The organism is Variovorax sp. PAMC26660, assembly GCF_014302995.1.
Classification (GTDB): Bacteria; Pseudomonadota; Gammaproteobacteria; order Burkholderiales; family Burkholderiaceae_C; genus Variovorax.
In genome coordinates, this window is sequence record NZ_CP060295.1 from 3,483,072 (window position 1) to 3,495,793 (window position 12,722).

Consider the following 12,722-nt stretch of genomic DNA (forward strand, 5'->3'; position numbering starts at 1 on the left):
CGTGATCGACGGCCGGGCTGTCCGACGCTAGACGGGCGCAGGCGCGAACGGGGAAGGCAACGTCTCGGCGGGAATGTCCGTTTCGGGGTATTGCCACAGCGGATGAATGTCGAAGTACGAATCGAACAGGATGCTGTTGTTCTTCAGGGTGGCTACCGCAGTCTGAGGAATCAACACGTTGAAGGGCCTGACAGTAAAGTCAGGCTTGCCGGTTTCCGGCGCGGCGAGTTTGTAGATCTCGCAAGAGCCAGGGTCCATGCCGTCGTTCCTGACGATGTACTGGACCGAAGGAAGGTATTTGTGCGAGGGGGAAACGGACATCCCGCACGCGATCAAGAAGTCGATGAGGTAGTTGGTGTCTTCGATCTGTGACATCCGCAGGTACTCGTTGTCTGTGTACGCGGACGCATAGTCCAGGCACACGTCCACGCCGAACGGCACGCCGCCGAGCGGGTCGTTGTCGAAGCCCTTGAACTCTTTCCCATCCGCGTAGTACGCAGCGGCTGTTGTCGATTTCTGCTGTACGAGGATATTGAAAGCTGGCGAGACCCTCGGAGAACTCAGCCGGACTTTCCAATAGGGGCGCCCGCTCTTGTAGACAGCGGTTCTGTTGTACGTGTCGAAGTCGATCCCCGATACATTGCGCTTGGGCCACATCGCGATCGGCCGGCTTCCATCGGGATTGGGCTTGCTGAAGTTGTCGATCACCAGCACATAGTTGAGTGCCTCGTAGCCCGGCAGGTCTTTGTCGGCAATGGCTGTACCGGCTGGTGCCGGCGTGGTGCCGTCAGTCTGCTTCATCAGCACTTGCGCCGTTCCCGGCAGCAACGCCAGCTTGCCGTACTGCTCCTGCGGAAAGAGCGCGATCAGTGCGCGCACATGCTTCTGCACTTCGGTGACACAGGTGTTCGAGAAGACCTTGATCTCGGCTTCGTCCTTCACTGCGTCCCAGTTCACATTCCAGAAAAACTCTGGCACCACGAAGTAGCAAAGATCGCATTCGCCGCTCTTCTTTGGGAGGCCCCCGGTCAGTGCATCGCGAAGCAACGTGAACTTCTCCTGCAAGGCGCGCTGCGTGTATGTCTTGATGTCTTCGTTCGCCGCCCGCTGGTTGGAGGGCGGCCTGTACGTCGGGGTTTGCAGGTTGAGAACTCGCACGTTCTTCACTGCCTTTTCCACCGGCTTGGGCGCAGGCGCATCGACGGGCGGCGCCGGCACTTCGACAGGCACTGGCGGCGCGGCTTCCAGTGCGGCTTCCAGTGCGGCCTCCGGTGCGGGTGGCGGGACAGCGGCCACGGGAGCGAATGGAAGCCCCGCGCCATTGCCTCCACCACCGCCCCCGCACGCCGCGAGAAAGGCAGTAGACCCGAGTGGCAGGGCCAGTCCGACCCTCAAAAGTGAACGCCGCCGCGTTCCTTGCGCAAGCGTTTTCCCCGAATCGACTTCGTGTTGATGAGCCATGTAGGCGAACTCCCTGATAGTTGGACAAGTGCAACGAGTGCAAGCTGCTTGCGCAACATCTGTGCCATATGGGAATGCCGATAGCTCTCTAAAAATGCAACGGTGTTGCATTTTTAGAGAGGCTGCATCAACGGCGCGCCGGCATCGTCATAGCGATCACGCCGGCCATGACGCACGCCAACCCGATCCATGCAGTGGCCGCCAGCGTCTCGCCCAGCAACACCACGCCGATCATCACGCCGATGGGCACGCGCAAGTAGGCCTGCGCGGACGTCGACATCGGCCCCAGTGTCTTGATGAGCCGGAAGTAGATGGTGAAGGCGAGCGCGGTCGACAGCACCGCGAGCGCCAGCACCGCGCCCATCGATGCGGCCGAAGGCGACAGCGTCCAGGGCCGGTCGATGGCGATGCTCGCGGGCAGCAGCATCGCCGCGCCGCTCAGCAACGAGCCGGCGGCCGGCACCATCGGGTCCAGCCCCTTGAACACGCGCCCGAACATCGCGGCGCAGCCGTAGCACACAGCCGCCGCTACCAGCCCGAGTTGCGCCAGCAGCGAATGCCCCAGCCCATTCAGCGCCTCGAAGCCGACGATCAGGCAGATGCCCGCCAGGCCCGCGCCCACGCCGAACAGCCGGCGCAGCGTCGGCCTCTCCGTGCCGCCCATGCCCAGGCCCAGCAGGAAGATGAAGATCGGCGAGGTCGAATTGAGGATGGTCGCCAGGCCCGCGTCCACGCTGCGCTCTGCCCACGCGATGAGCGTGAACGGCAGCACGCTGTTGAGGCAGGCCTGCAGCATGAAGCGCCCCCACATTGCGGGCTCGGTCGGCAGCTTCACGCCGCGCATGCGCAGCACGGCGAGCAGCAGCGCCCCGGCAATCAGCGTGCGCGCCGCGATCAGCGTGACCGGTGGAATGGTCGCGATGCCGATCTTGATGAAGGTGTACGAAGCGCCCCAGCAGGTGGCGAGCACCGCGAGCAGGGCCCATTCAAAGGCGGCGCGGGGAGGGGCTTTGCCGGACGTGGCGAGTGCGGGTGTGTGCATGGTGCGCCGATCATCGCGAGACCGGGCGGCCGACACTTCGGCCTGCAGCGAAGCGTGGATGCCGTCAGTGGCCGTGCGAGTGGTTGTGCGAACGCAGGTCGTTGGTGGCGCCGTTCAGCAGGCTCGCCAGGTCCACTTCCTGCTCGGCCGCCGCACCGGCGATCACGCGCTGCTCCAGCTCGTCGAGGTGTTCCAGCGCCACTGCCAGCGCGGCATCGAGCGACTTGCCCATCAGCGCCTCGATGATCTGTTCATGCTCGCGCGGCGCGCAGCTCGCGGCCTCGGCCGAGTCGTAGAGCGCCTTGTACAACTCGGTGTTGGAAATCAGCCGCTGGATGTACGACAGCAGTTCGTCGCTGCCCGCCATTTGCGCCAGCAGCAGATGGAAGTCGCCTGCCAGCCGGATCGCGTCCTCGCGCCGGCCTTCCTTGAAGGCTTTCTGCTCGGCCTGCACGTGCTTGCGCAGCGCGGCCACCTGGTCGCGCGCGAGCTGGCCGAACAACGTGGTGATGAGCCCGGCCTCCACGATGCGGCGCGCGCGGTAGATGCCGCGCATGTCGTCGATGGACGGGTTGGGCACGAAGGCGCCGCGGTTGTGTTCCAGCACCAGCCGCTTTTCCGAGCCCAGGCGTGCCAGCACCTTGCGCACCGCGCCGCGCGTGCAGCCCAGCGCTTCGGCCAGCGCGCGTTCGCGCAGCGGCTTGCCGGGGCGCAGCTTGCCGCTCAGCAGTGCTTTCGACACGGCGGCATAGACGCGTTCGTCCACGTTCGCGTCGTCGGCGTCGGTGGCCTCCGGTGGGACCGGAGCTTCAGTCGGGGTTGGGGATTTGCGTGCGGTGGAAGGCATAGGCGTGGGGATTATTGCCCGTGGCCTGTCGCGTACGGGAAATCCCCCGGATTGACGCGATCCCTCTCGCTCCGTACCATTCGCCACGTTTGGTTAACCAAAATAAATATGTATGGTTGACCAAAATAATACATGAATCTCAACCAAAGCAGGAATCGAGGCACCCCATGAAATCCGTCAAATGGCTGGCCGCGCTGCCGGTCGCCGCTTTCTTCAGCGGCGGGTGGCTCTCGGCCGTGGCACCCACCTTCGTGTTCGGCATGCCCTTCCTGATGGTGTGGAACGTCAGCTGGCTGGTGCTGACCTCGCTGATCATGGTGGTCATCGATCGCGCCGAAGGCGACCTCGACGCCCCCGCCGCCACCGGAGACGCGCGATGAACGCCGCACTGGGCGTGATCGCGCTCTTCGTCGTCGGTGCGCTGGGCCTGGCGGTGCTCGCGCGTCGCGGACGCACCATGAGCCTGGAGCAATGGGCGCTCGGCGGGCGCGGGCTGGGCGCCATCATGGTGTTCCTGCTGATGGCGGGCGAGTCGTTCTCCACCTTCACCTTTTTGGGCGCGAGCGGCTGGTCGTACAGCAAGGGCTCGCCGGCCTTCTACATCCTGGCCTACGGTGGCCTGGCCTACCTCATGGCCTTCTGGATGCTGCCGGCCATCTGGCGCTACGCCACCGCGCACAAGCTGGTGTCGTTCTCCGACTTCTTCGCCCACAAGTACAACAGCCGCCCCCTCGGCGTGCTGGTGTCCATCGTCGCGCTCATGGGCATGGTGGCGCTGCTCACCATCCAGCTGCGCGGGCTCGGCATCATCGTGTCGGAGGCTTCGTACGGCTCCATCTCGCCGCAGATCGCCATCTGGCTCGGCACCGTCGTCATGGTGTCGTACATCCTGTTCTCGGGCATCCACGGCTCGGCCAGCATCGCCATCGTGAAAGACGTGCTGATCCTCGTGCTCGCGGTGTTCCTGGGCATCTACCTGCCGTGGCACTACTACGGCGGCGTCACGCCGATGTTCTCGGCCATCCACGCCGCCAACCCCACCTTCTTCGAGTTTCCGAAGGAAGGGCTCAACCTCACCTGGTACAACTCGACCATCCTGCTCACGGCCCTTGGCTACTACCTGTACCCGTTCAACCTGACATCGGTGTACGCGGCCAAGAGCGCCAGCGCGGTGCGGCGCAACACCATCCTGATGCCGCTGTACCAGGTGGTCATCGCCTTCCTGTTCCTGGTCGGCTTTGCGGCCATCCTGCAGGTGCCGGGCCTCAAGGGCGCGGAGGTCGACCTCGCGCTGTTCGGACTGGTCAAGCACACCTTCGATCCGTGGTTCGTCGGCGTGATCGGCGGCACGGGCGTGCTCACGGCGCTGGTGCCGGGCTCGATGATCCTGCTGACCGCTTCGACGGTGATCGGCAAGAACGTCTACAAGGAAGGCTTTGCCCACAACGCCACCGACAAGCAGGTCTCGCGCGTGGCACGCGGTGTGCTGCCGGTGTTTGCGCTGGTGGCCGTGTATTTCGTGCTGCGCGGCGGTGCGACCATCGTGTCGGTGGCCATCTTCGCGTCGAGCCTGCTCACGCAACTGCTGCCCTCGCTGCTGTTCAGCCTCATGAAGAAGCCCTTCGGCAACAAGCATTCGGCCTTCGCAGGCATCCTCGCGGGCGGCGCGGTGCTGGCCTTCATGATGACCACCAGTTCCAACCTGGGCACGCTGTTCCCGGCCGCACCGGTGGTCTTCAAGTCGCTCAACATCGGGCTCGTGGCGCTGGCGACCAATGCGCTGGTGTTCGTGATCGTGGCGCTGTTCACGCCGCGCATCGTGCCGCGCGGCGTCTCGGCGCAGCCCGCCTGATGCCCCACTTCAACGAACGGATTTCCCGATGCCTTCGCTCCTGATTCACAACGTGCGCCCCATGGGCGCTTCCCCGGTCGATGTGCTGGTGCAGGAGGGGCGCATCGCCGCCATCGGCGCCGCGATGTCCGCGCCTGCCGATGCCGTCGTGGAAGACGGCGCCGGCGCCTTGCTGCTGCCCGGCCTGGTCGAAGGCCACACCCACCTCGACAAGACGATGTGGGGCATGGACTGGTATCGCAACGAAGTCGGCGTGAACCTCATCGACAAGATCGAGAACGAGCGCGCCTTTCGCCACACGAGCGGGCACGACGCCGCCGCGCAATCGCTGGTACTGGCCAAGGCCTTTCTCGCGCTCGGTACCACCCGGCTGCGCACGCACGTCGATGTCGACACGCAGGCCGGCCTGCGCCACCTCGAAGGCACCGTGCGCACGCGCGAAACGCTGCGCGACGTGCAGCAGATCCAGATCGTCGCGTTCCCGCAGTCGGGCTTGATGACGCGGCCGGGCACCTTCGAGCTGCTCGACCGGGCCATGGCGCAGGGCGCCGACGTGCTGGGCGGACTCGACCCTTGCGCCATCGACGGCGACCCGGTGCGATCGCTCGACATGCTGTTCGCCATTGCGGGCAAGCACCGCTGCCCCGTCGACATTCACCTGCACGAGCCCGGTGCCATGGGCGCGTTCTCGCTCGACCTGATCCTGCAGCGCACCGAGGCACTGGGCATGCACGGTCAGGTGGCCATCAGCCACGGCTTCTGCCTTGGCGATGTGAGCGAGCGCGAGCGCGAGGTGCTGCTCGCGCGCATGGCCAAGCTCGGCGTGGTGCTCATCACCAGCGCGCCGCCCTCGCGCACGGTGCCGCCGCTCATGGCCTGCCGGCAGGCCGGCGTGACCGTGCTTGGCGGCAACGACGGCATCCGCGACACCTGGTCGCCGTATGGCAACCCCGACATGCTGGAGCGCGCCATGCTGATCGGCATGCGCTACAACCTGCGCCGCGACGACGAGATCGAAGTGGCGCTCGACACCGTCACGCACGCCGGCGCGCGCGGCTGCGGCTTCGAGGCCTATGGGCTCGAAGCCGGTTGCCGTGCCGACCTGGTGCTGGTCGATGCACAGACGCCTGCGCAGGCCGTGGTCTCGCGGCCCGTGCGCCAACTGGTGGTGGCAGGTGGGCGCATCGTGGCGCGCCGAGGCGTGCTGCAGGCCGACGTGGCCGCCTTGTGACGGCAACGCGCAGCCGCGAAGGCGGCGCGGCCTTCGCCTGCGTGATCGTGCTGGTTGCGCTGAACCTGCGCGCCTTTCTCACGTCGAGCAGCCCTTTGCTCGAACCCATCCGGCTCGCGACGGGCATCGGCTTTCACGCGGTGGCGCTGCTCACCGTGCTGCCGATGTTCGCGATGGGCGCGATGTCCTTGTTCGGCTCGGCCGTGGGGCAGCGCATCGGTGCGCGCGGCGGCATCGCGCTCGGCCTGGGCGCCATCGCTCTTGCTTGCGCGAGCCGCTATGTGGCGGGCGGCGCGGCAGCCTTGTTGTGGAGCGCCGCGCTCGCGGGCGCCGGCGTCGGGCTGGTGCAGGCGCTCATGCCGGGCGTGGTCAAGCAGGCGTACCCGGCACGCATCGGCGTGATGACGGGGCTGTACTCGGCCGCGATCATGGGCGGTGGCGGCTTGGGTGCGATGGCCAGCCCGTGGGTCGCGCATGTTCTGGGCGGTGCACAAGCCGATTGGCATGCGGGCCTGGCGATGTGGGCCGTGCTGGCAACGGTCGCGCTGCTCTCGTGGCTCGGCCTGCGGCGCGCGGTGCCGGGCGCGACAACAGCCGCAACGCCTGCACCGCGCCAGAACCTCTCGTGGCAGCGCTGCTTTCGCAGTCCGCGCGCATGGCTGCTGGCCGTGTGCTTCGGTCTCATCAACGGCGGCTACACCAGCCTCGTCGCATGGCTGCCGCACTTCTACGCCCAGCAGGGATGGACCGCGCAAGAGGGCGGCTCGGTGCTCGCGTTGATGACGGCGGCGCAGGTCATCGCCGCGCTCGCCATGCCCGCGCTGGCGCGCAGCCGTGGACGCGACCTGCGGCCCTGGCTCGCACTCACGCTGGTCGCGCAGCTCGCGGGCTTCGCTGCGCTGACCTTCGATCTGCCTGTGCCCCCAGCCGGCGTGGCGATCGTGCTTGGCTTCGGCCTTGGCGGCGCCTTCGCGCTGTGCATGGTGCTGGCGCTCGACCATCTGCCTGACCCCGCGCAGGCCGGTGCGCTGGCGGGCTTCATGCAGGGCGTGGGTTTCATGATCGCGGCGCTCGCGCCCTTCGTCACCGGTTGGGTGCGCGAGCAGACCGGTGGCTTCACGATGGCGTGGGCCTACCTTGCTACCGTGGTCGTCGTGCTGCTGCCGCTGATGCTGCGCTTCGATCCGCTCCGCTATGCAGCGGCCACCGCCGGCCTGTTCGATTCGAAACGCACCGCCGTCGCAACCGTGCGCCCCGTGCTCGACAACGCAAGAAAGGTCTGATCCCCATGTACCAGCAGGAATTCATGCAGCGCGCGCTCGCGCTGTCCGCCCAGGCGCTGCAGGCGCGCGGCACCGAGCCCTTCGGCGCCGTTGTCGTGAAGGACGGCGTGATCGTCGGAGAGGGCTTCAACCATTCGGTGGCGCACCACGATCCGACCTCGCACGGCGAAGTCGAAGCCATCCGCGATGCCTGCCGCAAGCTCGGCACGGTCGACCTGTCGGGCTGCGAGCTGTACACCTCGTGCGAACCCTGCGCGATGTGTGTGGCCGCCATGCACATCGCGGGCATCGGCAAGCTGTATTACGCGGCGACGCTTGCGCAATCGGGCGAGGCCTTCGCGGGCCTCTCGGTGGCGGCGCGACTCCCGATCGATGTCGAGGTATTGCGCCTGGAGGCGGGCGCGACGCTGGAGAAACGCGCGCTGCCCGCCGAACAGAAGCTGGCCGGCGAAGCCGTCCGGATTCTCTCGGACTGGGCCGCGACGCGCCGGGCTTCGTGAGCCATTCAAGTCGGAGTCTTGAGCGCTCCCACCACCGCGTCGAAGAACGGGATCACCGGCAGGGAGCCCGCGCCGGTCGGGTCCGTCTGCGCGCCCCAGACGACGATCACGACCTTTTCCTTGCGGTTGATGTAGATCTGCTGGCCCATGATGCCGACCGCATAGAACGCACCGTCCGCAACGGACTGCCCGCTGGTTGGTATCCACCACAGGTAACCGTAGCTGCTCGCCTTGCCGGTGCTCAGCACCTTGGGTGAACCCGCTTCAGCCACCCACCCCACGGGCAAGACCCGTTGGCCGGCGGCCACGCCGTCGTTCATGATGAACATGCCGAAGCGCCCGTAGTCGCGCAGGGTGGCGCTGATGCCGCTGCCGCCAATCTCGACCCCGTCGGGCGAGTCCAGCCACCAGTTGGCCTGCGCTTCCATGCCGAGCTTCGACCAGATCTTCTCGGACAGGTACTGTGCCAGCGGCTTCTTGACCGCGTTGTAGACGATCTCGCCGGCCACCTGCGTTTCACCGGTGCTGTAGTTGTACACGGAGCCTGGCGTCGCCGCGCGGGGCAGCTTGCTCATCAGGTCCATGGCCGAGCCCGGCTTCTGGCTGATCTGTGCTTCGAGCAACTGGCGGCGGTCGGACGCGGGGTCTGTGTAGGTTTCGTTCCATTTGACGCCCGAGGCCATCATCATCACGTCGCGCACCGTCGCGCCGTCGTAGGCGCTGCCCGCCAGGCGAGGGACGTACTTGATCACCTGGTCGTTGATGCTGCCGATGTAGCCGTCTTGCACGGCCGCGCCGATCAAGGTCGAGGTGATCGACTTGGCCACCGACATCGACATCCAGCGGGTCTTCTGCGTGTTGCCGTATTGATAGGTTTCGTTGGCGACCTTGCCGTCTTTCAGCACCAGCAAGCCCGACACGCGATTGACCGCAAGAAAATCGGCAAGGCCGTAGCGCGTGCTGCCCACCGAGAAGTTCGCCTGGGTCAGTTGCGTGGCTGCCGCGGGCAGCGCATACGGCGTGCCGCCGGGTTCGATGGTGCGTGTCGGAAACAGCCGGTCGATGTTGCGGTAGGTGTTGACGGCCAGGTCCGGGGTGAGGACGCCGTCATAGATCTGGCGAACCGTGCCGATCGGCTCCGACGCGTGCGGATAACCACTGGCATTGCCGGTGCCGCCAGTGCCGCCATCGCTTCCGCCGCCAGCGGGAGGCGCAGCGCCGACGACGGGAGGAAGCACGCCGCCTCCTCCACCACCGCCTCCGCCACCACCGCCGCAAGCAGCGAGCAGCAACGCGACCGCAAGCACGGGAACAGAGACAACCATGCGCACGGGGCGCGAGGGTACGAATGCCTTCAGAACACCTTGATCCACGCGAATCTCCTTGTTGGTATTGACGTTCGCGAGCCGTGGGGCATGCCCCCGTTCATCTCCTCCGGCTGGCCGGCGTGGATGATCGCATCTGTCGGGTTTGTCTCCAAGTCACGTGCGGTGGCCGCTGACACGGCGCTGCCGCAAGCGATGCAACCATCAGTCCGGATCTTTAAATACTTGGAGGAACACCCGATGAACAAAGCCCTGATCGCACTCGCCACCTCGTTCACCCTGCTCGCAGCCGGCACCGCCGGTGCCCAGGTGGGCAAGGCCGCATCCGACGCGACCGACGCCGTGCAGCACAAGATCGACGAGAAGCAAGCCGACAGCAAGGCCAAGAAGAGCGGCCCCGTCGGCAAGGCGGTGAACAACGTCAAGTCGGGCTATCACAAGAACCGGGCGAAGAGTTCGGCCAACAAGGCCAAGCAGGCGTTGAAGGACGCGGGCTGAGCGGGCCTGTGAGGGGCCGGTGGCGGGTTGCCCCTGCAGAAGCTTGCAAAGGGCCGATGCGGCATACTTCCACCCCCCAAAACACTCGCCAGAGACCCCACTGAATGGACAAGGAAGTCGAACCCCACGTACTCGCTGTGATCGATGAGATGCGACTGTCAGGACCACGGCTCACGCCAGTCGAAATCGTCGCCAAGATGGGTGTGTTCGACGCGCGCGACAAGCCATTCGACCACGCATGGCTGGCCACCGGCGACAACGTCATCGCCACCATCTGGGCCGAGCATGTGAACGTCGGTGCCGGCGGACGCTGGTTCTACCTCGAATCGCTGGACACGCAGCACCGGGCAGGCGGTGGCACACGTGCCCCCAACCAGGCTCAGCGCGCCAAGGACCGCCTTGCATTGCTCAAGCGCACCTTCGACGCAGGCCAGGGCTTCCGCACGGTTCTGCAGACCAACCGGGTCGCCATTGCCGAGCTGGAGATCAACAAGGGCGCCAAGGTGTCCACGCGCGTGCGCGACGACGCCGAATGGCACGTTGCCACCTGGGAACTCGAGCAGAAGCTCGCGGTGCTGGTTCGCGGTCCGCGCGGCTGGGTTCCCGATGAAGCCGAAGTGCAGGCCGCCAAGGCGCGAGGCAGCGTGGCGCAGCCGGAAGAAGAGGCGGCGGCAACGGCAGCCCCCGTGGTCGCCGTGCAGTCTTCGCCAGAACAGGTCCAGGCCGCTGCCATGGACTACGTGCTGCGTCACTTCAAGGGCTACGGCTACAAGGCCGAGGATGTCACCGGCCAGGACATCGGCTACGACATCGAGGTGTCGAATGCGAAGGGCGCGACCCTTCTGAAGATCGCGGTGAAGGGCACCTCCGCAGGCACGCCCAGCTTTCAGCTCACGAGCGAGCAAAGCGCGTGCTCTGTGCGCGAGCCGCTGTGGCGCCTGCTGGTGGTTGCCGACGCAGTCGGCCCCACGGCGCAGCACAAGATCTACAAGCCTTCCGAGATGCCCCAGGCGCCTGGTTTCGAGCCGCAGGCGTAACGAGCGGCAGCGGCTGGCCCTGTTCTGCTGACAGGGCCGGTCATCGCCTGACATTCACGATGGTGGCCTGCATCATTGCGACCACCTTGTGATCCGGCCCGCTCCCCGAAAAGGCCCGCACTTCTCCCGTGCAAACCGCGAGCAGCTTGCCCGCGCTCTGCACCCGCCCGACGGCCAGGAAGCGTTCGCCGAGGGCGGGCCGCATGAAGTTGATCTTGAACTCTGCCGTGACCACATCGAATTCCGCCGGCGCTTTCGTCAGCGCGGCATAGCCACAAGCGCTGTCGACCACGCTCGTGACGGCGCCCGCATGCACATACCCGTTCTGCTGGGAAAGACCAGCCGAGAACGGCAGTTCGATGTGAACCTCGCCATCGGCCACCAGCACCAGCCGGGCGCCCAGGGTTGCCATCAGTCCTTGTGAGTTGAAGCTGGCGGAGATTCGTGTGTGGATGTCGCTCATGGGCATGTGCATGGATGGTTTGCTGTTCGAGGCTCAAGACGAACAGGGTTCTACCACCCAGGCAACTCCGTCAGCGCGATCCGCCAGCGTTGTCGCGTGCGCGAATCACCGTGGTCGTCTCGCCGCCGACGCCCCAGTCGTCGGTGTTGATCTCGTCGATCACCACGTGCGTGAGTCCGGGCTTCTTCCCGAGCACGCGCTGCAGCGTGTCGGTGATCTCCGCGATCACCGTGGCCTTCTGCTCGCGCGTGACGCCGTCGCGTGTGATGCGTACGTTGACGTAAGGCATGGTCGTCTCCTTTGCGTCTCGGTCTCAGATGTTCCCGGCAGCTGCGGCACCGTCCACCGGCAGCACCGCGCCGCTGGTGAAGCCCGCGTTCACCAGGTAGAGCACCGCATCGGCAATCTCGTCGACCGTGCCCAGGCGGCCGGTGGGCTGCAGCGTCTTCAGGAACGCATGCGACTCCACCGGGTGCATCGGGCTGTCGATGATGCCGGGCGCCACCGCGTTCACGCGCACGCCGTGCGGGGCCAGTTCGAGCGCCAGCGCACGCGTGGCCGCGTTGAGCCCGCCCTTGAGCAGCACCGCCATGAAGGCCGGCACATTGCTGCGCGGCTGCAGCGCGATCGACGCCGTGATGTTCACGATGGCGCCCGAGCGGCGCGCGATCATCTGCCGCGCCGCAGCTTGCGACGCGAAGACCGTTCCCTTCACGTTGATCGCGATCTGCTCCTCGATTTCTTCGGGCGTGAAGTCGATGAAGGGCTTGGGAAGGAACACGCCCGCGTTGTTGACCAGCGCATCGACCGCGCCGAAGCGCGCCACCGCGTGATCGACCAGCGCCTGCGCGGTGCGCGGGTCGGCAATGTCGCCGGCCACGCCGCTGAAGCGGTCGCCGGCGCCGAGCTGGCGCGCGGCTTCGAGCAAGCGCGCATCGTTGCGCGCATTGCCGACCACGTTCCAGCCTTCGGCCAGCAAGCGGCGGGCAATGCCGAAACCGATGCCGCTGCTGGCGCCGGTGACGATGGCGGTCTTGCCGCCGATGGGGTTCTGCACAGTCATGATCAATTTCCTTCCGGTTCAGCGGGCCGCAACATGCGGCGCCGTCGTGGAAGGAAGTTTGGATTCGCTCGTCCAAAGAGTGAATAGCCGCGATTCGGCGAACACTCTTCCCCAAGTCGA

General features: G+C 66.2%; 14 protein-coding genes. 7 read left to right on the forward strand and 7 right to left on the reverse strand.

Translation table 11 applies throughout. The features are described from left to right. Positions 1-27: 27 nt before the first annotated feature. The 3 genes from H7F35_RS16550 to H7F35_RS16560 all read right to left on the reverse strand — a co-directional run bounded on the left by H7F35_RS16550 (position 28) and on the right by H7F35_RS16560 (position 3,350). Entirely contained in the window at positions 28-1,461 is a 1,434-nt protein-coding gene (locus H7F35_RS16550; protein ID WP_187113892.1) for a hypothetical protein, read from the reverse strand. Between the two features lie 127 nt (positions 1,462-1,588). Beyond that, entirely contained in the window at positions 1,589-2,503 is a 915-nt protein-coding gene (locus H7F35_RS16555; protein WP_187113893.1) for a DMT family transporter, read from the reverse strand. Positions 2,504-2,567: 64 nt separating this feature from the next. After that, the gene (locus tag H7F35_RS16560) at positions 2,568-3,350 is read right to left on the reverse strand and encodes a GntR family transcriptional regulator (RefSeq protein WP_187113894.1); all 783 of its coding nucleotides are present in this window, start codon (positions 3,348-3,350) and stop codon (positions 2,568-2,570) included. A 167-nt stretch (positions 3,351-3,517) separates the two neighbouring features. Here H7F35_RS16560 and H7F35_RS16565 point away from each other — a divergent pair, with 167 nt between their 5' ends. The 5 genes from H7F35_RS16565 to H7F35_RS16585 are packed head-to-tail and all read left to right on the forward strand — an operon-like array spanning position 3,518 to position 8,216. Next, on the forward strand, positions 3,518-3,730 hold the full coding sequence (locus tag H7F35_RS16565; RefSeq protein WP_187113895.1) for a DUF3311 domain-containing protein: 213 nt from the start codon (positions 3,518-3,520) through the stop codon (positions 3,728-3,730). Then, entirely contained in the window at positions 3,727-5,202 is a 1,476-nt protein-coding gene (locus H7F35_RS16570) for a sodium:solute symporter (protein ID WP_187113896.1), read from the forward strand. Before H7F35_RS16565 ends, H7F35_RS16570 begins: the two co-directional genes overlap by 4 nt. 28 nt (positions 5,203-5,230) lie before the next feature. Next, positions 5,231-6,433, forward strand: coding sequence for an amidohydrolase family protein (locus tag H7F35_RS16575; protein ID WP_187113897.1), 1,203 nt, complete (start codon positions 5,231-5,233; stop codon positions 6,431-6,433). After that, complete coding sequence (locus tag H7F35_RS16580) at positions 6,430-7,716, forward strand: cyanate transporter (protein WP_187113898.1); 1,287 nt, start codon at positions 6,430-6,432, stop codon at positions 7,714-7,716. The genes H7F35_RS16575 and H7F35_RS16580 overlap by 4 nt, the downstream gene beginning before the upstream one ends. A gap of 5 nt (positions 7,717-7,721) precedes the next feature. Beyond that, positions 7,722-8,216 carry a nucleoside deaminase gene (locus tag H7F35_RS16585; protein ID WP_187113899.1) on the forward strand — a complete coding sequence of 165 codons (495 nt, stop codon included), beginning with the start codon at positions 7,722-7,724 and terminating at the stop codon, positions 8,214-8,216. A gap of 5 nt (positions 8,217-8,221) precedes the next feature. Here H7F35_RS16585 and H7F35_RS16590 read toward each other — a convergent pair whose 3' ends face one another. After that, on the reverse strand, positions 8,222-9,589 hold the full coding sequence (locus tag H7F35_RS16590; RefSeq protein ID WP_261803654.1) for a serine hydrolase domain-containing protein: 1,368 nt from the start codon (positions 9,587-9,589) through the stop codon (positions 8,222-8,224). A gap of 192 nt (positions 9,590-9,781) precedes the next feature. On the opposite strand from H7F35_RS16590, the gene H7F35_RS16595 reads away from it, so the two are divergent. Next, the gene (locus H7F35_RS16595) at positions 9,782-10,039 is read left to right on the forward strand and encodes a hypothetical protein (protein ID WP_187113900.1); all 258 of its coding nucleotides are present in this window, start codon (positions 9,782-9,784) and stop codon (positions 10,037-10,039) included. A gap of 104 nt (positions 10,040-10,143) precedes the next feature. Further along, positions 10,144-11,076: a protein NO VEIN domain-containing protein gene (locus H7F35_RS16600; RefSeq protein WP_187113901.1), complete on the forward strand. Its 933-nt coding sequence runs from the start codon at positions 10,144-10,146 to the stop codon at positions 11,074-11,076. Between the two features lie 40 nt (positions 11,077-11,116). Here the strand turns inward: H7F35_RS16600 and H7F35_RS16605 are convergent, their stop codons facing one another. The 3 genes from H7F35_RS16605 to H7F35_RS16615 form a co-directional block, all read right to left on the reverse strand. Further along, positions 11,117-11,539: a PaaI family thioesterase gene (locus H7F35_RS16605; RefSeq protein ID WP_187113902.1), complete on the reverse strand. Its 423-nt coding sequence runs from the start codon at positions 11,537-11,539 to the stop codon at positions 11,117-11,119. 70 nt (positions 11,540-11,609) lie between these two features. Further along, positions 11,610-11,828, reverse strand: a complete 219-nt coding sequence (locus tag H7F35_RS16610; RefSeq protein ID WP_187113903.1) for a tautomerase family protein — start codon at positions 11,826-11,828, stop codon at positions 11,610-11,612. 24 nt (positions 11,829-11,852) lie between these two features. After that, positions 11,853-12,602 (reverse strand): SDR family NAD(P)-dependent oxidoreductase, encoded by a 750-nt coding sequence (locus tag H7F35_RS16615; protein WP_187113904.1) that lies wholly within the window; start codon positions 12,600-12,602, stop codon positions 11,853-11,855. Between the last annotated feature and the right edge of the window lie 120 nt (positions 12,603-12,722).

Coding starts and splice junctions, on each gene's coding strand:
- H7F35_RS16570 (WP_187113896.1), top strand. CDS start 3,727: ATGAACGCCGCACTGGGCGTGATCGCGCTCTTCGTCGTCGGTGCGCTG.
- H7F35_RS16565 (WP_187113895.1), top strand. CDS start 3,518: ATGAAATCCGTCAAATGGCTGGCCGCGCTGCCGGTCGCCGCTTTCTTC.
- H7F35_RS16560 (WP_187113894.1), bottom strand. CDS start 3,350: ATGCCTTCCACCGCACGCAAATCCCCAACCCCGACTGAAGCTCCGGTC.
- H7F35_RS16585 (WP_187113899.1), top strand. CDS start 7,722: ATGTACCAGCAGGAATTCATGCAGCGCGCGCTCGCGCTGTCCGCCCAG.
- H7F35_RS16600 (WP_187113901.1), top strand. CDS start 10,144: ATGGACAAGGAAGTCGAACCCCACGTACTCGCTGTGATCGATGAGATG.
- H7F35_RS16610 (WP_187113903.1), bottom strand. CDS start 11,828: ATGCCTTACGTCAACGTACGCATCACACGCGACGGCGTCACGCGCGAG.
- H7F35_RS16555 (WP_187113893.1), bottom strand. CDS start 2,503: ATGCACACACCCGCACTCGCCACGTCCGGCAAAGCCCCTCCCCGCGCC.
- H7F35_RS16550 (WP_187113892.1), bottom strand. CDS start 1,461: ATGGCTCATCAACACGAAGTCGATTCGGGGAAAACGCTTGCGCAAGGA.
- H7F35_RS16605 (WP_187113902.1), bottom strand. CDS start 11,539: ATGAGCGACATCCACACACGAATCTCCGCCAGCTTCAACTCACAAGGA.
- H7F35_RS16615 (WP_187113904.1), bottom strand. CDS start 12,602: ATGACTGTGCAGAACCCCATCGGCGGCAAGACCGCCATCGTCACCGGC.
- H7F35_RS16575 (WP_187113897.1), top strand. CDS start 5,231: ATGCCTTCGCTCCTGATTCACAACGTGCGCCCCATGGGCGCTTCCCCG.
- H7F35_RS16595 (WP_187113900.1), top strand. CDS start 9,782: ATGAACAAAGCCCTGATCGCACTCGCCACCTCGTTCACCCTGCTCGCA.